This is a genomic window from Ruminococcus sp. RTP21484sp1_RTP21277st1_D2_RTP21277_210401, from assembly GCF_040924225.1.
Classification (GTDB): domain Bacteria; phylum Bacillota; class Clostridia; order Lachnospirales; family Lachnospiraceae; genus Blautia_A; species Blautia_A faecis.
Genome location: NZ_JBCOMJ010000007.1, coordinates 17,375 through 39,633 on the forward strand (window position 1 = coordinate 17,375; position 22,259 = coordinate 39,633).

Consider the following 22,259-nt stretch of genomic DNA (forward strand, 5'->3'; position numbering starts at 1 on the left):
TCAAACTGTGTTTTCAATTATTTACCTGTATAAAAGAGACTGACGTAATGCATACAGAATCTTTTCCCTCTTGACCTTTCGGAATTTCAAAAGAAATCCGAACATCATCATCGCGCCCTTCTTCGTGTGTATAATCAAATTCATATTTCCCCAATTTTTGAATATTTTGTTCGAGGTAGGTATTATTGCCATTTCTATTAGACAGTCTGACCTTTAGATTCGCGCCACACTCTTCTATATTAACAACAAGTTTGTATTTTTTATTCGCCTGTAACATAATCGTTCCATCGCCACCCTGTTTTAGCACACTATCCTTATGAGAAAAAGGCGTTAGAATTGCCTTTCCATTCTCAAACTTCACATTTATTACCTCCCAACCGGATGTGCTATCCCAGGAACTGCTATCTATCAGGATATTATTTTCCCCATTTGAGTCGCTATCACCATTTTGGCTTTCCCCCTCAAACTTAATGTAAACCGTTTCTGTATCAGCATGATATTCTACCCACGCCTGTGTCCCGGGAATTCCTTCAATAACAGAAAAATTTCCCAGACTATTGGGGATTGTCTCAGTTTGCCAGTCTGGCTGTTTTTGCCTAAGATTGATTTTTTCAAAATCTTTTCCATCTATATTTACATTTCCATCGACTGTAATTGCTTCAGCCATAACCTGTGCATACTGTACCCTTATATTTGCGGCATCGGTTGCTTCTCGGCTTTTTTCAAGCTGACTGGTAAATATGGGAATACCTATTGCCACCAATACTGCTATTATGGCAACAACAATGAGAAGCTCTGCCAGTGTAAAACCTTTTCTTTTTTTCTTCATAGTTCCTTTGCTCCATAAACGAACATGTCTCCTATCGGCGACAGTACTGTATATGCCTGAATTAGTCAAATACAATTGCGATTCTTAGAATAGAGTAACATATAAGCTCGTGAAGTACAATGTAATAAATGAAAATACTGAGGTTGAACTATATTTACCCAAAGAATTGTAATTCTTCTGGAATTAAATTGGGTGGCTGCTATCAAAGGCTGCCACCCAATTTTACCCTTATGCAATTCCCAACTCCGCCATCAGTTTTTTTCGATACTTTTTATTATTACTTGCCTGCAATAAATCATTAATACGCCCAGCAGAGACTAACTTTTGAATTAATTCATTCATTCGTTCTTCTGTCTTACGTTCGCCCTCACGTCTGCCCTCACGAATACCTTCCTGTTTGCTGTCTCTCATCATATCATCAAACGCCTTGCACATATCAAATTCACCTCCCACCGTTTCAACATCTCTCTTTATAAGTTTCATGGCCCTAATTCCCGACATTACAGTAAGTAGGTCAAATGTGTCTTCTTCTAGTTTGGAGAAAACCTCTTCATTTGCCTTTACATACTCCCGTAAAGCCGTTTTGTCATTCGTTCTTTGCAAAAATCCACAAACCTGTTGTAAATCGGTCTGGAACCAGTGTATATTTTTGAAATAATACACTTCAAAAAGCAGCATTGGTGTCTCGAAAAATAATTTCTGCAGTTCTTCTGGAAAATCATTTGCTCCGGTCAGATCATCCATTTTAAAGGCTGCCTGCCATGAAAAACAATTCCATTCAGAAGATCAACTATCCGCCGTGGATCTTTAAAGTACTCAATTGATGTGGCGTTCTTTTCCCGCATGCACACTCCTTTCTTTGTATGAAAAAGTTATATAAAGTCATGTGTACAATACAAGAACGAACATTTTGTACTATCATTAGTATATACATATATTTTGTATTTTTCAAGTATTAGTATACAAAACTATAACTTTACAACAACTATTTCATACCCACGCAAAATATTCATAACGAAATGGAATTACCTGACCGAATGGTCAGATTTAGATTTTTCTTTTGTAAAAGTAAATTAAGTATACGACTTAATGAAGGGCAATGTCAATCAGAAAAATTGAGGATTATGTATATGATTTTCGTAAGAATTGTGCAGAAAAGCAGGCCAGAAATGCCTTCTGGCCTGCCCGGTAAAAAGGATTATTTAAATTGAAATCACCCAAATTTCCTCATATTACTAAGGTCTGTCAGGTCGATCATCTGTGTTTCGCCGACTTCACCGGTTGGGCTCATCGGGCATACGGCGTAATTTCGTGTTTCACTTCCTATCGTAAGTTTAGCCACATAATGCCAGCGTGACCATTCCTCAGTGCCTCTCTGATAATCGCCATAACAATTGTGAATATCATCAAAACCACCGATTAACTTTGCAAAATCGCAAAGAGCTGCCGGTGATGTGCAGGAATCCCAACGATAAGATACAAAAAATGGAGTATTAGGTTCTGCTGCCAGAGATACCAGATAATTTCCATGTACCGTTACATATTTGAAGCGACCTGGCTCTGTGAGGTAATCACTTACAGCATCCATTTTTTCAAATGGAGTCATACCGGAAGTTGTAACTTTATTGATAATGTCAGTCATCCATGCTTTCTCAGCCTGGTCATAGTCCACCACATTTAATGCCACTGTTTTTGCAACCGTATAACCAGACATGGAGTATTCTCGGAATTCAATATTGTATGTTCCTGCTTTTTCAAAATCTACATATCCGATATAACCGCCTTTTACTTTTTTCAGGGAAGTTGTCTCGGAATCGCCGTTTTCATAAGGAATATCATCATATATATGCGTTGTTCCACCTGAATACACATTTATCAAAGGGCTTTTTCCATTACAGAGCAAGCCAAAAGAATTTAAATCCGGATTGTCTGTTTTTATAAAAAGAGGTTTGATACAATGCGTGTAGATATCTGCTTTCTGCTTGTCCAGACCATAAATTTCATATGTATATTTAGCAGGTGTTGTGCCTTTCGTATCATATATTGGCAAATCCACTTTACGGATTTCACTCCACGGTCCAACGACTTTTACATTATTGCGGATGGTGTAAGAACGTACTTTTGTATAGTAACTGCGGCCTGAGTCTAAATAATAGAAACTCACACTTCCTATCCCGTCATCTTCACCGATTGTTCGCATATCCTGAACACTGTATGCAAATTTATCATTGTAAGAAAGATAACCTTCGTAACCAACATAGGGATCTGACTGGGAAAAAGTTCCCGGGCAGTTCACATCCACCCATCCGTCACCATAATCTATTGACTTGATGGTGGGAACAGGAAGTGTGCTGTCAACGGTTTCAGATGTCACTACATAAGAAGTCTCAATATGCGGATTGTATAGCTTCTGGGTAACTGAAACCGTGGAAGTAATTTTTTGTCCATAAATATCCGTGATGGTAATCACGCATTTCCCAGGCTCAAGTGTCGCAAATAAGCGGCTATTTCCGCCTTCAGCTTCATCTGTGGAATATACAACAGCCGGATCAGAAATATTAATGTCTTTGATTCCATTTGACGTTTCAATCTCATAATATCTTCCGCTTTCCAGGGTTATATTTGCTTTTCCCTCTTCGAGCGTTAATTTCGGAACCGGCTTAGGGGTAGGCGTTGTATTTGAAGTATTTCCTTTTGACTTTCCGCTTGTTTTACAATGTTCCGTGGAAGACCATTTGGAATAATATTTCTTTCCTTTAATGGCCATGTAGGTACGGGCCTGCATATAATATGTAGTTCCGGCTTTCAGTCCATTGAGGGAAACGGTGTTGTTTTTGTTTCCTTTGACTGTTATGGTTTTCGCATTTTTTAATTTGGAATTTGTGGCATAGCGCAGCTGGTAACCGCTGGTCTGAGCGGTTTGCCTTTTTATTATCACACTGACAGTCTTTTTTCCAACATAACCACCCATTACCTGGGTCTTTGGAGGCAAAATGGTAAACTGCTTTTTCACGTTTCCGGCATAAGCACCTTTTCCAATAATCTGAACCGTATAGGTGCCTACCTTTTTGCAGCCCTTGGAATATTTCAGAACATAGTTTTTCTTCTCTTTCAGGACGTTGCCCTTATAGGTGACGCTTACCTTCGGGCGCTGGACTTTTTGATTGTAGGTGAGTTTGGTGGCTGATAATTTGATTTTGGTGTTTTTCAGATTTACCTTTGCTGCAGCAAATACCTGGCTTGCACTGCACAGCAGAAGCAGGGAAATCATCAGGCAAAAACGAATCAGCCGGTGGAGGTGGTAATTCTTTTTCATAAATTTTTGCTCCTTCCTGCTAATTCCAAAACATGTTCTTTGCTAATTTTCAGTAAAGCCGCAATCTTTTCAATGCCCATTCCATCCTGAAGTAACGAATTGACAATTTCTTTTGTTTTCAATTCCTTTCCTTCCTGTATTCCCTCTTGTATTCCTTTTTGTATTCCTTTTTGTATTCCGCTTTGCTCACCAGCCTCAAACTCAGCTTTTCTCAGTTTACGTTCTTCCTCTTCTTTGTCATATTCAAATATACTCACTGCGATAACCTCCGCTCTATTTTTCCGAAGAAATTCTTCCAGAATTTCCTCCTGAATACATTCATCTACAGCTTTTTTTACAGCTGTTTCCAGTTGCATATATTTTGCATATTTACGAACCCGCGCTACATATATTGCATATTCCCTTAGTATCTGGCACTGTTCCATCAATTCCCTGTTACTGCCTTCATAGCATCCGGAATATCGTGACCTTGTAGTTTCTGTTTACCATAGGCTGGTCCTCCTTTTCTTTGCAGGAGTCAGAAAAGACAAGCTAAGCATACATACCTTTCATTCAGAACTCCTGCTCTTCTTCGTTAATGGGTAAAAAGCATGGATTTCTGATGTGTGATTAGATAAATCAGATGGCGGATATGCCTTGAACTATATGAGAAATATGCTTTTTATCATAATAACATTGAAGTTCTTGATTTACAAGTATTTTTCGAAAGTCTGCTAAATTCTTTTGCTTTCTTTCTTCACAGCCTATTCCCCTGGTAACGGGAATGATTTTTCAAACACGCTCTAATCCGTCACCAGCCTTACGCCATCCATAAACAAAATCTCACACCCCTTATCACCCCCAATTATAATTTCCCCGATCACCATTCTCGTATTCTTCGCCACCTGGAACCAGTCAGGATACTTTTCGGTCAGCTCTTTCATCTGTGCTGCGCGTAAGCGCTCCAGGGCATTTCCCTGAGCAATATCTTTCTCCCAACCTGACAGAAGATTTTCTCTCTGGGATACCAGCTGTGCCCAGGCAGCGCTTACGTATTCTTCCATCTTATGCCCCTCAACAGGCTTGGCTTTACAAAATCCACCCTTTTCTTTGCCGGAATTTATGCAACGCCACACACTTTTTCTACTCTTCTTCACCATCCTTCCGCCACAGCACCCACAAAAAATTTTTCCATAAAAAGGTTCCAGACTGCTGCTTCCCAATTCCCGGATCTGATGATTCCGTTTAAACTCTTTGATTCTGTTGATTTCCAGCTGTGCCGCGTCCCATATTTCCCGCTCTATGATTGCTTCATGATCATTTTCCACATAATACTGTGTCAGTTTTCCATCGTTCTTTTCCAGCTCTTTCGTAAGAAAATCCCGGATATAATACTTCTGCATAAGCAGATCTCCCTTGTACTTTTCATTTTGAAGGATGCGAACGACCGAAACCGCAGCCCAACGAGATTCGCCATGCACCACAGTTTTGCAGTAACATATGCTCACTTATCGCTTGAAAGCCTTTTGTTTCCTTGCTTTCAGGCTTTTTTTATTTTTAAATTTCGTCATATTTTACTAGCGTTTTGTATCGTTTTGTGGTGCAATAAATATTATACGAAACGGAGTGCTTGCTATGTACCTCAAAAAAACACCAAACCTGAATGGTCGGATTCGCCTTTCCATTGTTGACACCTATTACGATAAAGCTAAGAAATGCTCCCGCCAGAAAACAGTAGAATCTATTGGCCGGCTAGACGAATTAGAAAAAAAATATGATGACCCTATTGCTCACTTTCAAAAAAGAGTCGAGCCGCTAAAAGCTGAAAAAGCAGCCAGACAGGCTCCCATCCACTTTACTTTTTACGATTCTGATCGCCTTTGTTTAGGTGACAAGCTGAGAAAAAACTTTGGCTATGCTGCACTGAGCCAGATCTACCATGAGCTCGGTCTCCATACTTTCCTAACGAACCGGCAGCGCCGCTCAAAAGAACAGTATGATGCCAATACCATCATGAAGATGCTGGTCTATTCCAGACTTCTTTTCCCTGCTTCAAAGAAATCTTCCTATGATGATCGGGAACATTTCTTTGAGAAAACAGACTACTCTTTAGACGATGTTTACCGCTGTCTGTCTTTCCTTGACAAACATAAAGAAAACTTGCAGATCTGGCTAAATGACCATATCAAAGAGAATTATGGCAGGGATACCAGCCTCATCTATTATGATGTTACAAACTACTATTTTGAGACAGATGAGCAAACCGATTTTCTCCGTAAAGGAGTTTCAAAAGAACATCGTCCAAATCCAATTGTGCAGATGGGACTTTTCATGGATAATCAGGGAATTCCTATTACTTATGAACTTTTTCCCGGAAATACCAATGACTGTCTGACCTACAGACCTAACTTTGGACGCATCAAAAAGCAGTTTGATCTTGGCAGAGTCATTTCCGTTGCTGACAAAGGAATGACAACAGGTGATAACATCTGGTACACGATCAACACGCCCACTCATGACGGATATGTTTTCAGTATGTCCATCCGGGGCGCAGAAAAAAGCATCAAGGACTATGTTCTGGAACAGGAAGGTTATGAATGGCTTGGTACAGAATACAAGCGGAAATCCCGCAAGTCTCCAAGAACAATCCAAGTATCCTCTGTTTCGGGCAAAAAAATAAAAAAGCAGGTAAATGAGAAACAGGTTGTCTTCTGGAGTGAAAAATATGCCAAACGAGCAAAAGCAGAGCGTGAAGCTGCACTGACAAAAGCAAGAGACCTGGCAAAAAATCCAGGGAATTATATAAGAGCCACGTCTTATGGTGCTGCAAAATATGTCAAAAAATAGACTATGACAAAGAAACCGGAGAAATCCTTACCGCCTCTTCTGGGCTGGACATTGATGAGGACAAAATCCGGGAGGAAGAATCACTGGATGGTTACTACATGCTCTTAACCAGCGAAATGGAGACATCTGACGACGAGATTATCGATATGTACCGAGGTTTATGGAGAATTGAGGAATCTTTTAAAGTAACCAAAAGTGAACTGGAAGCCAGACCCGTGTATGTCTGGACAAAAGAACATATCGAAGCACATTTCCTTACCTGTTTTGTAGCTTTGACAATCGCTAGAATACTGGAAAATAAACTGGAGCGAAAATACAGCATCGGAACTATTTTGGAATCTCTGTCAAAAGCCAAATGCAGCCTAATCCAGCAAAACTATTATCTGTTTGATTATTACGATGAAGTTTTAAAAGATATCGAAAGAGTTACAGATATTGATTTTGGAAAACGTATCCGTACGCTAGGGGAAATAAAAAAAGTTTTAGCAAAGACCCAAAAATAGAAAAAACACCATGAAAATCTGACAAAGCAGAAAGCCCGCCAAGCCCTGTATTTACTGGGTTTGACGGGTGTTTTATATCCATTTAGCTGCAAAAGTCAGGGTCTTTCGCAACTGTTAGAATATGAAAAGAGTATGCGAACTACGGCATTTTTGCCATTTATTCCGTACAAAAAATAAGATAAAAAAGTAGAAATGATGTAGAATATTTTTCAATAAAATTTGTACTAAAACAGAACATAAAAATTCCCACGAGAAACAATGCTGCTTTTCTGTTTCTCGTGGGGAAATAGTTATACAAAATCAAAACTCAATTGCGTATATTCTTCTATATCTGCAATTTCACATAAATAGTTCTCTAAATCCTCATTGGTTTTAATCACTGCTGCCTGATATAAATTCTCCAAAACATTATTTCCTGTAGAATATTTCAACAAACCGTGATAATAACAAGCCAGGCGGCGATTCTGTTTTTTTGCATACTCTGCAGTATGCATAGTACCACTTTTTTCCATAGCTTCTACTACCAGAACCCCCTGAGACATGCCACTTTGAAGTCGGTCGCGCTGCACGAAACGATATTTCTCAGGTCTTGTTCCTTCGGGATATTCGCTAATAAGACATCCGCCCTGCTTTAAAACTTCTTCTGCAATCCATTGATTAGATTTCGGATATATTTCATTTATTCCGCAAGGAAGAACCACTGCGCATTTCCCCCCTGCTGCCAGAGCCCCCTTTAGAGCTTCTGCATCACAGCCAAGTGCAAGACCATTTACAAGATTAAAACCATTTTTGCCTATAATACTGCCCGCATTATAAGCCAACTTAGCACCTACAGCCGATATCTTACGTGATCCTACAACCGCAATACTTTTATGCTCATTCAAAATATCAATATTTCCTCTATAGTACAAAACCTCTGGCCGGTCTTTTATTTTTTTCAAATCATGTGGATAATTTGTTTCATCAACTCGACAGATTTTTATTTCCTGCCATAGTGTTGTTTTCTTTTCTTCCATAAGCTTTTCCATTTTATATTGCCTTACCCAATGCAAACATTTCTACATTAGCGGCTCCACGATTTAATAAAATTTCTTTGCAGACATACAGAGAGTTTCCAGTTGTAGTTACGTCATCCATCAATAATACAATGTCTGCGCTTATGTCTATATCCTCTACCGTATCAATAGACTGCATATGAACTGACAGATTCCTGCTTCCTCCTGTTGCAAGCTTGTTGATTGAATGGCTTCTTCTTAAAAAATATACTTTATTATCCCTTCCATTGGCAGCAAGCATTTCTCCTAGTTTTCCAATTCCGGATTCTCTTTTTTTCCGCATTACTGGAAGGTACCACACAAATAGTTACTCCGGGGCATATCTCACAATCCAGTAAATTGTAAAAATATTTAATCGCCGATGGTTTCTTATCCTTCAAATCCAATATTTTCCCGCTAAACACATCAAACAATGGATTCTTTATCTTTCGTTCTCTGTCCAGCCAATATTTATGATAGTTACTGTAAACTACAATTTCACCAGTTCCGTTCCATGCTTCATTTACAAACACCATGTTTATAGCCTCCTTCGAACAAATGTTTTCTTTATTTTATCAGATTGCTACTCACATTTCAACCGGATGATCATTATATTTCTCAAACTCCTTTTCCATCTTTTCCAGTATATTGGAGTATTGAAGGAGTTCGGCCACACGTTGTTCTTTGTTGTCGTATTGTTTCTTGTAGGAGACGCGGTGTTCCATGGCGGCCCAGAAGTCCATGGAGATGGTTCGCAGCTGGATTTCTACCGGATAGTATTCGTTTGCATCCAGACAGCAGACATTTACGCCGAGAATGACATGATGGCTGCGATAACCGTTGGGCTTGGGGTTCTCAATATAGTTTCTCTCACGGATGAAAATAAGGTCGGGCTGCTTCTTTAACATGTTTACCAGATTATTCACATCCCCAACAAAATAGCAGATAATACGCACCCCCGCAATATCCTGCAACTGATCCTTGGCATTTTCCAAGGTTGGCTCGAAGCCATGACGCACCAGTTTTTCCTCAATGCTGTCCTTCTTTTTGATCCGGTACTGTATGTTATGAACGGGTTTCCCCGTCTTTGTTTTATAAATAGAGTGGTTCAGCACTTCCAGACGTGTCAGCAATAGCTTCATCGCATCCTCATACGGCTGAATAAGCTCATAATACTCCTTGTCAGTCATAAGTAAAAACCCTCCTTCTCGTTTCCCATGGTACTATATAAATGTGTTCATTTGGTGAGAACGAAATAAACAGAAAATAAATGTTACTGTTCACTGGTAACGTTCCGCGAGGCGTTTTTTGTGAACAAAGTTCACAGAAAACCCGAGAATTGCGGCGCGAAATCATGCGAATGCATGATTTCTGTGCATCGCGAAGCGCGTTACTGTGAACGGAGTGAACAGTAACAAATAAATTACTGTTCACTCCCTTCCTTTTCCCCTTGAAATCCCCCTGTCGAACTGGTACTATTATAGGTAAAAGATTGACGAAATAACTGCAATTTTGACTTGAAATATCGGAATTAGGAATGGGGTAGAGAGTTTTTGATGAAGTCTTTTAAAGTCAGCATCATTTTACCGGTGTATAACGTGGAAAAATACCTGAGCGCGTGCCTGGACAGCTTATTGGCACAGACACTTGAGGAAATAGAGATCGTAGCTGTCAATGATGGCAGTACAGATGGAAGCCTGCAGATTCTGCAGGCTTATCAGTCGTTAAATCCGGAGAAGCTTTTTATATTTTCCACAGAGAACCACGGCGTCAGCAGGGCACGAAATTACGGTTTTGCCCATTCCCATGGAGAATATGTCTGGTTTGTAGACAGCGATGACTTCGTAGAGCCTGACGCCTGCAGACTTCTTTATGAAAAAGCTACCGCTGACGGAAACGACCTGGTTCTTTTCCGTTACTATAATGTAGACTCTGAGACCGGAGTCCGTAAGGAATACATTGCATCCTGCCATAATCAGAACTTCCGCGTTGCAGACAAGCCTTATGAATTACCTGCGATTTCTCCATACCCATGGATCAAGTTCATTCACAGAGATCTGTTTAACGGACTTTGTTTCCCGGAAGGAATCCGGTTTGAAGATCTTCCGGTGGCCTATCTTCTGGCTGTGAAAGCCCGTTCCATCGGATACGTGGATCAGTGCTTCTATAATTACAGAAAAAATGTAGGATTCCTCAGCCGTCTCACGCCTTCCACCCTTCACATCCGGAATGCCATTATTTTTATGAAGGAAGAAATGGAGAAGCTGGGGCTGTTTGAGCAATATCAGACAGAGCTGGATTTCATTGCTGTGCGCCATTTTTTCTACCGTTTCTGGAAGCTTCTCACCAACTATGAGACTGACCAGAAAGAACTGAAGCTGCAATTGATCAATGAGCTTTTCGATTATATGGAATCCAATATTCCAGACTGGGAGAACAATCATTATGTCCGATATTCACTTCCGCCACATATTGGGCGACTGCTCTGTCTTTATGGTTCCAGACAGGAAATGATCTCTTTCGTAGAAGCCTGCAACGGAATGACCGTACAGCAGCAGAAAGCCTGGATAAAGGATTACAAGCTTTCTCACAAAACATCTCCCAGCTATCAGCCTGCTGAGATGATCCACCGGGAAAAAACTTCCTCTCAGTTTTATGGCTTTGCCTATACCGGAAGCCTTGCTCCTGATCCGGAGCAGATTCTTCTGGAAGCCAGCCGTGGAAAAGAAATTCCTACCTGGATATTGAAATTGCTTGTGCATCTTCTGAGGAATTTTGGAGAACACCAGATCATTGTCTCCCTGACTCAGGAGAAGCATGCCTTGTTCCAGGCTCTTCTGAACCGCTATCTTTCCGACAGCACAGCTCTGTCTGAGAATATTACTCTGGTGTGCCCGGACAGCGAAGAATACGGCAAGGCACTTGCACTCTCCGGCTACGTGATCACAGACGGACCTTTGCCCTACTATTTCCGGAAGGAAGAGGGGCAGTTTGTGTTGCTTTACTGCGGACACAATCTGTATCCGGAAACCGTTCTGAACACACCGGATTCCACCGCTGATACAGGGCTTTGGCAGCATACTATGTTTATGGCAGACTGCCTGTATTTTAACAATGTACAGAACCGGGATATTTACCTGCAGGAATGTATGACAGCTAATATCTGCAAAACGCCTTACATTATCGGTTCTTCCACCCACATTCCGGTGATTCCCAATGAATCACACAGGGAAAAGCTCCGCCGCAGCTTGCAGATGGATTCCATGCAGACTATTTTGTATGCACCGCTGCTTCCAGGGTCCTATATTGCAGACACTGAGCAGGCATTCCGGAATTTCATGGCAGCCCTCTACATATTTGACTGTGAACTTTCCGATCATCAGGTTTTGTATCTGCATCTGGACCATGAAAGGGAAATTGATTTTTCTGAATTTAGACATATAAAAGAAATGCCAAAAGATTTCGATGTACCGGATTTCGCTGCGGCGTGTGATATTTTTATATCGGATTATCACAATGCACTTTCTGCCAGATTCACCACAGGCACACAGATTCTACGATTTCTGTGCGGTACATTTCTTCGACACGAAAATGCAACCAGTGACCATCAGACTGTACCAGCTGCTCCTGTCCTGCAGGAAACCACTTCCTGTCTGCCCGAGAGCTCTGGAGCCTGTTTAAAAAATCATTCCTGCAATCTGCACTCCACACTTTGCGATGTATTTCACCCGGAATATCCTGCATTTGATAATGTGCCGGAGTTAGTACGATATATCAGGCAGTTAGAACTGATTTCTGAGAAGATGCCCGCAAATGAAGCTTTGCATTTTGAACCTGTCGACCAGTTTACTTCCAATACAGGTCATGGGTTCGATTCCCAGGAATACGATTGGAATTCTTCGAAAAAAAGCTCTCTGCAAATGGAAAACAATCATGATTTACAGACCACAAAGAATTCCTCCGGAGAAGCCACTACTTTCGAGGAATCCCCACAATATCTTCTCACAGATATTGCAGATTCTCTCTTAAACGGACGACCGCTGCCCTATTATGCTCCAGCTTCTTCCGATGATGTACCGGCACCGCGCACACGCGTCCTGTTCTTTACAGGGCGGAAGCTTTCCCAGAATCTGGTTCGGGATTTTAATGCCCTGGCAGCACAGGCACCGGAAAAAGAATTCTGGCTTGCATACAATGATTTCCGCAATACAGACTCTGCCAAATATCTGGCACAGTTATCACCTGACTGTTCCAGCCTGCCATTGAAGCCGGATCCCGAGAAAGGTAACCGCTGGAAGCTGGCAAGTGTGCTCACCAGCCGGATGGGACTTTTCTCATTTTATCCCTTATCCCATATTTTGGACTTGGGGAAGGAAGAATATAAGAAGTGCATGGGAGAGACAAGATTCGATGAAGTCGTAATCACTTCCACAGATAGTATAAAAACGGTTGCTACGCTTCTGGCTGCTGCGCCAAAAGCGTCCTATACTTTTGACACCTTTAACCCAGAGCGCTACAGTACCTCAAGACCTTACAGGCACCAGATTGCATTTCTTTGCAGAATGTTAAAGGATACAGGAAGTCTGGAATTGCCTGCCGAGCTTACCGGATTGAAGCTGACGCAAAGCTCTGGCAAAAATAAAGATAAGGGAATGCTCTAGAGCGTGTTTGAAAAAGGCTTTCTGCAAGATGTACGTCACAATTTGTGGGAATGCTTTTTTATAACCCATTCCTTACGAAAGGATTTACCTATGAAATTAACCACTATCATCCCGGTTCACAATGCTGAGAAATACATCACAGCCACTTTGGACAGTGTATTGCAGCAGGATCTGGGAAATCCAGAGGAGCTGGAGGTGATCTGTGTGGATGACGCATCCACCGACGCTTCTGTTGCCCTCATAAAAGATTACCAGCAAAAAGACTCCCGCATCCGCCTTTTCCTCAACGAAAAGACCCGGTTTGCAGGAGCCTGTCGAAATAAGGGAATCGAAGAAGCCCATGGTGATTACCTTCACTTTCTTGATGCAGATGACCTTGTAGAAAAAGGTGCCTACCAGAAATACCTGTCCATTGCTGAACAGGCGGGTGCCGACATGGTAAAGGGCTGCGCCGTCTGCTTTGACAATGAGACCGGCGAGCTTTCCGATACCCCGCTTTTTGCACTGTCTGATGTGCCCGCTGAGTGCTTCGATAAGGTTCTGAATTTCCACCAGGCTCCCGAAATTTTCAGCCACATCAGTGTAGTTCCATGGAATGCCATTTACAAACGAAAATTCATTTTGGAAAAGGGGCTTCGCTTTAACAATCTGATCTGTGTCAACGACCGCTCCTTCTACAGCGAAGCCGTATTCACTGCCAACAGGATCTGGCTCACTCACGAGCAGATTGTCCGTTACCGTGTGAATAACAGCGCATCCCTTGTAGGAAACCGTGCCAGAAACTTCCATTGTGAATTTGATTCCTGGCAATTGATCATGAACCAATGTACCAAATACAATATTCAGGGCCGCGAGCTGGCCATCGTAATGGAGCGTGAGCTGATTGACATTTTTATCTGGTATCGCAAATACAAGAAAATTCCGGAAATTTCAGAAGAGATTACTGCGCAGACCCAGGCGTTTGCGCAGAAGCTTGATATTTCGCCTCTTGAAGCATTCCCGCCTTCTTTCAAGTGGTACTACGATTATCTCACTTTTCTTCCAGAATTTGAGAGCCTTACAAAAAATTATAACAATATTACCCAATTCAAAAAACAAGCCAGACTAATCATGCCCCAGTGCACCACCCCGGCTGACTTCCGCCACCGTATACAGGAAGCCCCCGCCACAGATAGTACCTCTAAACGGTCAGGTGTATTAAAAAAACTGCTCTCTCATTTTAAGCATTGATTCGTCAGAAACCACCAGTTAGTTCAACTGGTGGTTTCTCTTTGATTGGGCAAAGGGGCTGGAGATACCGCTCCAGCCCCTTTGCCTCACGCACCTTCGTTATTCATCCTGCTCACCGACTTCTTCCTGTGCTTCTTTGCCTCATAAAGCTGCTGGTCTGCAAAGGAAATCACCTGCTGGATATCTGTTGAACTATTGGGGCAAAACTCGGCAATTCCAAGGGAAATCTCCACCAGGAACGGCTTGCCGGATTTTTCATTAAACAGCTTACATGCCATCTTCACACGCTCCCGGAACTTCTCCCCGAAATCGGCTTCCTCGCACTCCAGCATGATAATATATTCATCACCGCCCACACGGCCCAGAATATCATTGCTGCGCAGACATCCCTTTAATATTTCAGCAACACTCCTAAGTGCAAAATTCCCTGCCGGATGCCCCCAGGTGTCGTTAATCTCTTTTAAGTGATCCAGATCACCGTAGATCATATACGCTCTCTGGCCATTCCCAGCCTGGCAAACCCGCTTGGTGTGCTCCATAAACCCACGCAGATTCAAAAGTCCGGTCAGCTCATCATACTCGGAAATAATGCCAAGAACGCGGTTTTTCTCCTTAATCTCTTCCATATCCCTGGACATCTCCAGCCGTCTGGCCGCCTCTGCCTTGCTGATCTCCAGATAATGCAAGGACAGACCGATCTGCAGACTGATCACATAGAAGAAAGGAAAATCCTCCTGGTCAATGTCGCAGGCCAGAAGTCCATACTGCTTCTCCCCGGAAAAGAGAAGAAAGACCATAAACTGGTGGCGCTCTTCATCCTCCATCAGATCACAGATTCCGTTTTCCTTCATGACCAGAGGTCTCTCGTAAGCCGCCTTGGTAACGATCCTGCCATTCTCATAGCTGGCAGCAAGATGAAGGTTATAAGGGCAGGTCCACTTCCGTTTGCCATCGTAAACAATCGGTTCATCCAGGAGAAAAAGATGCGTGCATCTTGTATGAAGCTCCCGCATTTTCTCCATAATTTCCTTCAGAAAAGCCTGCTCGTCATCCATGCAGTCGTTTAAATCCCGGGCAAGAACCGGAATAAACCAGGATTTCCTCTGAAAACTGATCAACTCCAGCTTCATTCCTGCAATTGTCTTATTCAGCCTGTGCACCTGGGCACCAAGCCCCACTGGTGTCTCTTTCCTCGAAGCATCCTCTGACACGCAGCCGCAGGATTCTCTTTTTACAAAAGAAACTGGCACGCGTCTGGATACTGCTTCTTTTCCGGGATCTTTTCCATCCAAGCGGTTCACCAGATCGTAGACTGCCATTTTACCCATAAGCTCTCCGTCCTGCTGAACTGTGGTAAGAGGCGGTTCCATCCCGGATGCACGCTCACAGTCATCAAATCCGGTAATCATAATATCCTTGCCAACCACAAGCCCACGCTTCTCGCAGACACGATAGCCGGCAAAAGCCATCTCATCATTGGCAAACACAATGGCCTGGGCATCCGGGTTGCTATCCAGAAGACGTTCCACCTGTTTGTCCACAAACTCGGAATAGTCCCCCTGGGCAATCATTCCGGGAGTGACAGGAAGCCCGTATTTCTTCATGGTTTCCAGATAAGCTTCCTTACGCTCAATGGCATCTGTGTTATGCTCCGGTCCTGCCACGAACAGGATCCTGGACAGATGATGCTCTTCCACCAGATGGGAAATGACCATCGCGATACCGCCTTTGTTGTCACAGATCAAGGAGTGACAATTGGGCACATCCACGATTTCCGTAAGAAAAACCGTGGTGATCCCGTTATATTTCCGGGCAAATTCATTGGGATCATCCTCACGCAGCTGGATTCCCAGTGTTCCATAATTAATAATCAGACCATCCAGTCCGCCGATCAGGCTGTAGTCATGTATGGTATTAAATTGATAGTCATAGGAATTTTTCTGTTTGCTGCCCAGGACATCTTCGAAAAAGTCCTTAGTCCGGGTTCCCAGAAAAAAACAGACATTTACGTCCAGCTCTGCCGCTGCCTCAGAAATCCCCTTGATATGCTCTTTTGGAAAATAGGTATGCACTCCTCCGATGAGGACTCCAAGATTATACCTCTTTTTTTCTTCCATCTTCACACCTCTTGCTGCAAAAATTTGATATTTTTTCTTTTTCCTTCATATCGCACTTTATCTGTTCCTACGTTCTTTTCGTCTATTATAACAATGTTTCCTATAGCATGTAAAGCCGCTTTTGTGAATTTTCGCTAAATATGTGAATATTTGAGCTCTTCATTGCAGTGCAGATTTTTTTCTGGTATACTTTAGGCATCAAGCGCACATCTGCAAATTAAAGCAGTAAAGAATTGGACTTTATCGGTTATAGAGGGAACCGTTTCAATCGTCCCGGAGCGTATTAAAGAAGACTTTCTGCAAAGTGCGGCATGCAGCTTGCAGGAACAATTTTCCAAACACACTCTGGCGCCTGATAGGAAGGATAAAAAAATGGCTATTAACCCCATGAAATTACTTGAACTTAAGAACCTGTGGAGCGCTTTTACAAGGCGTCACCCGAAATTTCCACAATTTGTTTCCGCCGTGCAGCGGGCCGGCATTTCCGAAGGAACCGTGATCGAGGTTCAGATCACCACACCGGACGGCAGAACTTTCACTTCCAACCTGAAGGTACAGCCGGAAGACATCGAGGCTGTGAAAAGTCTACAGAATTACCAGTGAATATTTAGTTAAATTTCATCTGGATTTTACAATATTTTTGCACAAAAAAATTGTACTTTTAACGAAAATATTGTATAATATACCTTAAAGTATTACTATTCACAGACTCATTGCTATGAATAGTAACCTTAAAGAAATGAAAGTGAGGGTTCACCATGAAACAGAACAGTATGTTAGCAATGATTCTGGCAGGCGGCCGTGGCAGCCGTCTTCACGATCTTACCAACAAAGTGGCTAAACCGGCAGTTTCCTACGGCGGTAAATACCGTATCATTGATTTCCCCCTCAGTAACTGTGCCAACAGTGGCATCGATGTAGTAGGCGTACTGACACAATATGAGTCAGTTGAGCTGAACAGTTATGTTGCAGCTGGCGGACGCTGGGGACTGGATTCCAAGGACAGCGGTGTATATGTACTTCCGCCTCGTGAGAAAGCAGACACCGGACTCGACGTATATCGCGGAACAGCCGACGCGATTTCCCAGAACATTGATTTTATAGATCAGTATGATCCGGAATACCTTCTGGTACTTTCCGGTGACCACATTTATAAAATGAATTATGACAAGATGCTTGCCTTCCATAAAGAGAGACAGGCAGATGCTACTATCGCCGTTATCGAGGTTCCCCTTAAGGAAGCCAGCCGTTTCGGTATTATGAACACTGACGGCGAGACAGACCGTATCACCGAGTTTGTTGAGAAGCCGCCGGTACCTGAGAGCAATCTTGCCTCTATGGGTATCTATATTTTTAACTGGAAGCTTCTTCGTAAGCTGCTTCTTGCAGATATGAAGAACCCGGATTCCAACCATGACTTTGGCAAGGACATCATCCCTACTCTTCTTGGCGATGAGAAACGTCTTTTCGCTTACCGCTTCAAGGGCTACTGGAAGGATGTTGGAACCATAGATTCTCTCTGGGAGGCAAATATGGATCTTCTCAGCCCGGATAATGAGCTGGATTTAAGCGACCTTACCTGGAAAATTTACACCGAAGATGTAACCGCACTTCCGCAGTATATTGGCACAGAGGCCAGGATCCAGAATGCTTACATAACCCAGGGCTGTGTAATTGAAGGCGAGGTTACCAATTCCGTAATCTTTACCGGAGCTAAGGTGAGACCAGGTGCAAAGGTAATTGACAGCGTACTTATGCCAGGTGCTATTGTGGAAGATGGTGCTGCCGTAATACGTGCCCTTGTTGCCAATGGCGTAAACATCGGCAAGGGTGCTCTTGTAGGAAGTGCTGACAGTGAGCACATCGAGCTGATCGCGAAACGAGTAAAGGGGGCCGAATAATATGTATAAAGCATTTGGAATTGTAAACTCATCATCCAGAAACATCCGTGTAGAGGGACTTGAGGACTACCGTCCAATCGGAGCTTTCTCATTCCTGGGCAGATACCGTATGGTCGACTTCCCGATTTCCAACCTGAGCAACAGCGGCATTGACCGCATCCAGATCTACGTGAAAGAGAAACCACGGACTCTGGTTTCCCATATCAGCACCGGACGTCATTATAACATTAACTCAAAGAGCGGACGGCTGCAGATTCTTTTCACTGACAGCGACCAGAGAAACAATATCTATAACACCGATATTGCTTCCTATTACGAAAATATGGAATGCATCGAAGAAATGCATCATCCGTATGTGGTAATCACACCAGATTACATGGTTTATACTGCTGATTTTTCCAAGCTGATCGAACAGCATATCCAGTCTGAGGCTGACATTACCCTGCTTTATCACGCAGTAGACAATGCGAAGGATGCTTATCTGAACTGTAATATCCTGAATCTGAATAAGCAAAAGGGTGTGCTCTCCATTGAGCCAAACCACGGAAATGCCAAAAACCGCAATATTTTCATGGACACCTACATTATGAAGAAGGATCTGTTTATCGAGCTGATCCGCAAGGCAAAGGCAATTTCTTCAGCCTTTACTCTTGCAGACATTATCAATGAGCTGCATGATGAGCTGGATGTAAGAGGAGTTTCCCACCGCGGCTTCTTCGCTTCCATCACAGATTTCCAGAGCTATTACAATGCCAATATGGATCTGATCGATATCAAGGCTGCACAGACACTTTTCGATCCGGAATGGCCAATTTATACCCGTACCAATGATTCCTGTCCGACTCACTATTATAAAACCGCCCAGATTCGCAACTCTGTCGTTTCCAACGGCTGTCAGGTGGAGGGAACCATTGAGAATTCCATTCTCGGTCGTGGCTGCATTATTCACAAGGATGCCGTGATCAAAAACAGTGTGATTCTTTCCGGTGCTGAAATCGGTGAGGGCGTACATGTAGAGAATCAGGTAGTAGACAAGATGGTCAAAATCCTTCATGTGAAGGAGGTTGTCTCAGATCCGGCACTTCCTGGATACATTAAGAGAAGAGATATTCTGTAAATATTGCATTCCTGAACCTGTTTGGAAAATCAAACGCACTTAGGAAATAACAAAAGTCCCGAGCGGTTTTGCCCGCCGGGACTTTCTTTTTATATTCTTACCTGCTCCAGCATTTCCTCTACCCTGCCCGGTATACTGGTACCGGCAGTAACAAGCTTCAGCTGCACTCCAGGCAGCTCCGGGAATCTCAGAGCCTCTACTCTTCCGCACATTTCCTTCTGGATTTCGGAAAGCTCCTCTTCCGTAGCCTTAAAAAATACTGTCACAAAATCATCGCCGGAATATCTGAGCACATCGCCTTTGCCAGCCGCAGCATCCCGAAGCACACCAGCCACCTGGCGAAGCACATCATCTCCAGCCTGATGTCCGAAATTCTCGTTAATTCTTTTAAAGTTCTTAATATCTGCAAACATAAGAGCTGCTGCATTGTCCATCTTGCTCAGCTTCTCCACATAATAGCGTTTATTATAAACTCCGGTTACCGGGTCTATATAAACCTTCTCCTTATGAATCCTTACAGATGACAAGATCTCATCTTTGGAATACCCATCAGGCATAAAATCACCATCTATCCTGGAAGCCATCTCCAGACAGCAGGGTTTCCCGTCAATCTCTACATACATGGATACCACCTGATATGGATCATCCCCTGCAACCTCAAGCTTTGTCATGCGCTTCTTGGTCTGCATGCTGAGTCTGGAAATACAGTTGCTGCATTTTTCCAGACAATTCCATATGTCTGAGCAGGCAGTTTCACTCTCCCACATTTTTCCGTCTTTTTCTATATGAATAACCTTATTCGTTATAGGATCTACATATCGAACCAGATCATAGGAGATCTGCAGGTACTGAAGCAAAAGCCATGCTTCCGTTCCATCTGTAGAGAAGCCGCATTTCTTAAATCGGTCATAAAAACTGGAAAATTCTGCGCTGCGGTCTTTTTCCAGGACTTTCAAACCTTCCTCCCGGACGTTTTCCATAACCATATAGTCATCCGTAATATCTGTCAGCTTTCCAACAACGCCTGTATAGCCTTTTTCAGCACCATCAGTCCAGATTACCCTGCATTTGCACCGGTAGTGGCAGGGATTTTTTCCATCTGTGAGAAAAAGATTGCTTGTCACGTCCGGCGTTTCCCGGGTGGCCTGGGTAATCTTCCGGATAAGCCGTTTCAGGGATTGCTCCTCCACAAGGTCTTTCAGCACACCGCTCTGCAACGGGGAAAATGAAGGTTCTGTAATCCCGCTTCGTTTACAGCCAGCCTGGTTAAAAGTGAGTAGCGGCGGTGAAATGGTATAAGTAAAAACAATATTTCTGCTGCCCTCTGCCAGAAAATTATAGCGCATTCTCTCAAATTCCAGCTGCTGCACAATTTTCTCTGAGGAATCCATCTCAAAATCGTGAAATCTGCTGGCAATATCAGAAAGATCTGTCTGTTCATACCTTTCCTTAGATTTATAGCCCATTTTTTTCTTTAGGGAAGAAGAAATATCCAGAAGGCACTCCAACATCAACGGATTAAATGCACCACACTGTCCTGCCAGTATCATCTCGATGGCCTTTTCATGGGAATAAGCATCTTTATAGCATCTCTCACTGGTCAATGCGTCATATACGTCAGCTAACGCCACAACCTGTGCTGAAACAGGGATTTCTTCCCCTTTTAATCCATCCGGGTATCCGCCCCCATCGTAGCGCTCATGATGCCAGCGGCAGATCTCGTATGCAGTCTTGACAAGAGGCTCCTCCTTCTGGTCAAGTGGCAGTTCTGACAGCATATTGGCTCCTGCCATGGAATGTCCCTTTATTACTGCAAATTCTTCGGCTGTAAGTCTGCCTGGCTTATTCAGGATTTCATCCGGAATACTGATCTTGCCAATGTCATGAAGCGCAGAGGCTGTGGTAATCATCCGGATCTGCTCCTTGCTCAGGGCATATCTGTTATTTTCCTTCTGAACCAGCTGGCGAAGCAGCATTTCTGTAATTGTCTGAATGTGCAGCACATGAAGTCCGCTCTCCCCATTGCGGAACTCCACTATATGAGAGAGGATATTGATCATCAGCTTGCTGCTTTTTTCTCTCTCGTAAATCTGATTAGAAACAATACTGGTCATTCGGCGCTGCTTAGCTCCCAGAAGTATGGCATTGGCCGAACGGCGTAATACCATATTTGCATCAAAGGGCTTTTCGATAAAATCAGTAGCGCCCAGATCATACCCACGTTTTATGTAAATAGGTGAATTTTCTGACGAAATAATCACAACTGGAATAGAATCAATCCAGTGTTCTTTATTCATATAAGAAAGAACCTCGAAACCATCCATGTGGGGCATAACAATATCCAAAAGAAGCAGGGAAATCTCCTCGGCATGCCTCTGAAGGCAGTCAACTGCCTGCACACCGTCGTTCGCCTGTATGATATCATATTCCTCTTCCAGAATTGCAGCTAAAAGTTCGCGGTTCATTTCTGAATCATCCGCTATAAGAATCTTTTGTTTAGTTATAACTTCACTCATTTTATAATTTCCCTCGCTGGTGCAGGTACCCCCCCCCACGCCAGTTTCCGTTTTACTGTTAAGCTGACAGCTTTTATAATATGGGTGCTATCATGTCCTGATATTTCTGTCGTTTCATGTGAATTTTTCTTCGGTCTGAAATTCTTAAAATTTGTTTTGGAAATTTCAACAGAACTGTCAAGATTTAATTATCGCAGTGCAGGTATCAG

At 42.9% G+C, this 22,259-nt stretch carries 15 protein-coding genes and 2 pseudogenes; 7 read left to right on the forward strand and 10 right to left on the reverse strand.

The features are described from left to right. Positions 1-13: 13 nt before the first annotated feature. The 5 genes from AB5706_RS23060 to AB5706_RS06640 form a co-directional block, all read right to left on the reverse strand. Positions 14-829 (reverse strand): type II secretion system protein, encoded by an 816-nt coding sequence (locus AB5706_RS23060; protein WP_148463598.1) that lies wholly within the window; start codon positions 827-829, stop codon positions 14-16. A gap of 228 nt (positions 830-1,057) precedes the next feature. Continuing rightward, on the reverse strand, positions 1,058-1,573 hold the full coding sequence (locus tag AB5706_RS06625) for a hypothetical protein (RefSeq protein ID WP_148463597.1): 516 nt from the start codon (positions 1,571-1,573) through the stop codon (positions 1,058-1,060). A gap of 469 nt (positions 1,574-2,042) precedes the next feature. Beyond that, on the reverse strand, positions 2,043-4,145 hold the full coding sequence (locus AB5706_RS06630; protein WP_173735415.1) for a hypothetical protein: 2,103 nt from the start codon (positions 4,143-4,145) through the stop codon (positions 2,043-2,045). Further along, the gene (locus tag AB5706_RS06635; protein ID WP_148463595.1) at positions 4,142-4,402 is read right to left on the reverse strand and encodes a hypothetical protein; all 261 of its coding nucleotides are present in this window, start codon (positions 4,400-4,402) and stop codon (positions 4,142-4,144) included. Before AB5706_RS06635 ends, AB5706_RS06630 begins: the two co-directional genes overlap by 4 nt. A gap of 525 nt (positions 4,403-4,927) precedes the next feature. Then, positions 4,928-5,632: a recombinase family protein gene (locus AB5706_RS06640; protein ID WP_148463594.1), complete on the reverse strand. Its 705-nt coding sequence runs from the start codon at positions 5,630-5,632 to the stop codon at positions 4,928-4,930. Between the two features lie 127 nt (positions 5,633-5,759). Here AB5706_RS06640 and AB5706_RS06645 point away from each other — a divergent pair. Further along, positions 5,760-7,474: pseudogene (locus tag AB5706_RS06645) on the forward strand (IS1634 family transposase). Between the two features lie 290 nt (positions 7,475-7,764). On the opposite strand, the gene dprA reads toward AB5706_RS06645, so the two are convergent. From dprA to AB5706_RS06665, 3 genes are all read right to left on the reverse strand, one after another. Further along, positions 7,765-8,490, reverse strand: coding sequence for a DNA-processing protein DprA (gene dprA, locus AB5706_RS06655; protein ID WP_173735417.1), 726 nt, complete (start codon positions 8,488-8,490; stop codon positions 7,765-7,767). Positions 8,491-8,503: 13 nt separating this feature from the next. Next, the gene (locus AB5706_RS06660; RefSeq protein ID WP_173735418.1) at positions 8,504-8,830 is read right to left on the reverse strand and encodes a phosphoribosyltransferase; all 327 of its coding nucleotides are present in this window, start codon (positions 8,828-8,830) and stop codon (positions 8,504-8,506) included. A 265-nt stretch (positions 8,831-9,095) separates the two neighbouring features. Continuing rightward, positions 9,096-9,698 carry a GTP pyrophosphokinase gene (locus AB5706_RS06665; protein ID WP_148463591.1) on the reverse strand — a complete coding sequence of 201 codons (603 nt, stop codon included), beginning with the start codon at positions 9,696-9,698 and terminating at the stop codon, positions 9,096-9,098. Between the two features lie 366 nt (positions 9,699-10,064). On the opposite strand from AB5706_RS06665, the gene AB5706_RS23065 reads away from it, so the two are divergent. Beyond that, positions 10,065-13,169, forward strand: a complete 3,105-nt coding sequence (locus AB5706_RS23065; protein WP_148463590.1) for a glycosyltransferase family 2 protein — start codon at positions 10,065-10,067, stop codon at positions 13,167-13,169. Positions 13,170-13,259: 90 nt separating this feature from the next. Then, positions 13,260-14,399 (forward strand): glycosyltransferase family 2 protein, encoded by a 1,140-nt coding sequence (locus AB5706_RS06685; protein WP_173773505.1) that lies wholly within the window; start codon positions 13,260-13,262, stop codon positions 14,397-14,399. A gap of 86 nt (positions 14,400-14,485) precedes the next feature. On the opposite strand, the gene AB5706_RS06690 is transcribed toward AB5706_RS06685, so the two are convergent. After that, positions 14,486-16,516 carry a diguanylate cyclase domain-containing protein gene (locus tag AB5706_RS06690; RefSeq protein ID WP_173716099.1) on the reverse strand — a complete coding sequence of 677 codons (2,031 nt, stop codon included), beginning with the start codon at positions 16,514-16,516 and terminating at the stop codon, positions 14,486-14,488. Between the two features lie 296 nt (positions 16,517-16,812). Between AB5706_RS06690 and AB5706_RS06695 the strand changes: the two are divergent. The 4 genes and pseudogenes from AB5706_RS06695 to glgD form a co-directional block, all read left to right on the forward strand. Beyond that, positions 16,813-16,872, forward strand: a pseudogene (locus AB5706_RS06695) (DUF6783 domain-containing protein); the annotation flags it as partial. A 16-nt stretch (positions 16,873-16,888) separates the two neighbouring features. Further along, positions 16,889-17,119 carry a hypothetical protein gene (locus AB5706_RS06700; protein ID WP_179962529.1) on the forward strand — a complete coding sequence of 77 codons (231 nt, stop codon included), beginning with the start codon at positions 16,889-16,891 and terminating at the stop codon, positions 17,117-17,119. Between the two features lie 155 nt (positions 17,120-17,274). Next, positions 17,275-18,417, forward strand: a complete 1,143-nt coding sequence (locus AB5706_RS06705; protein WP_173716098.1) for a glucose-1-phosphate adenylyltransferase — start codon at positions 17,275-17,277, stop codon at positions 18,415-18,417. Between the two features lies 1 nt (position 18,418). Then, positions 18,419-19,534 (forward strand): glucose-1-phosphate adenylyltransferase subunit GlgD, encoded by a 1,116-nt coding sequence (gene glgD / locus AB5706_RS06710; protein WP_173716097.1) that lies wholly within the window; start codon positions 18,419-18,421, stop codon positions 19,532-19,534. Positions 19,535-19,623: 89 nt separating this feature from the next. Here glgD and AB5706_RS06715 read toward each other — a convergent pair whose 3' ends face one another. Continuing rightward, positions 19,624-22,050, reverse strand: coding sequence for an HD domain-containing phosphohydrolase (locus AB5706_RS06715; RefSeq protein WP_173772804.1), 2,427 nt, complete (start codon positions 22,048-22,050; stop codon positions 19,624-19,626). Between the last annotated feature and the right edge of the window lie 209 nt (positions 22,051-22,259).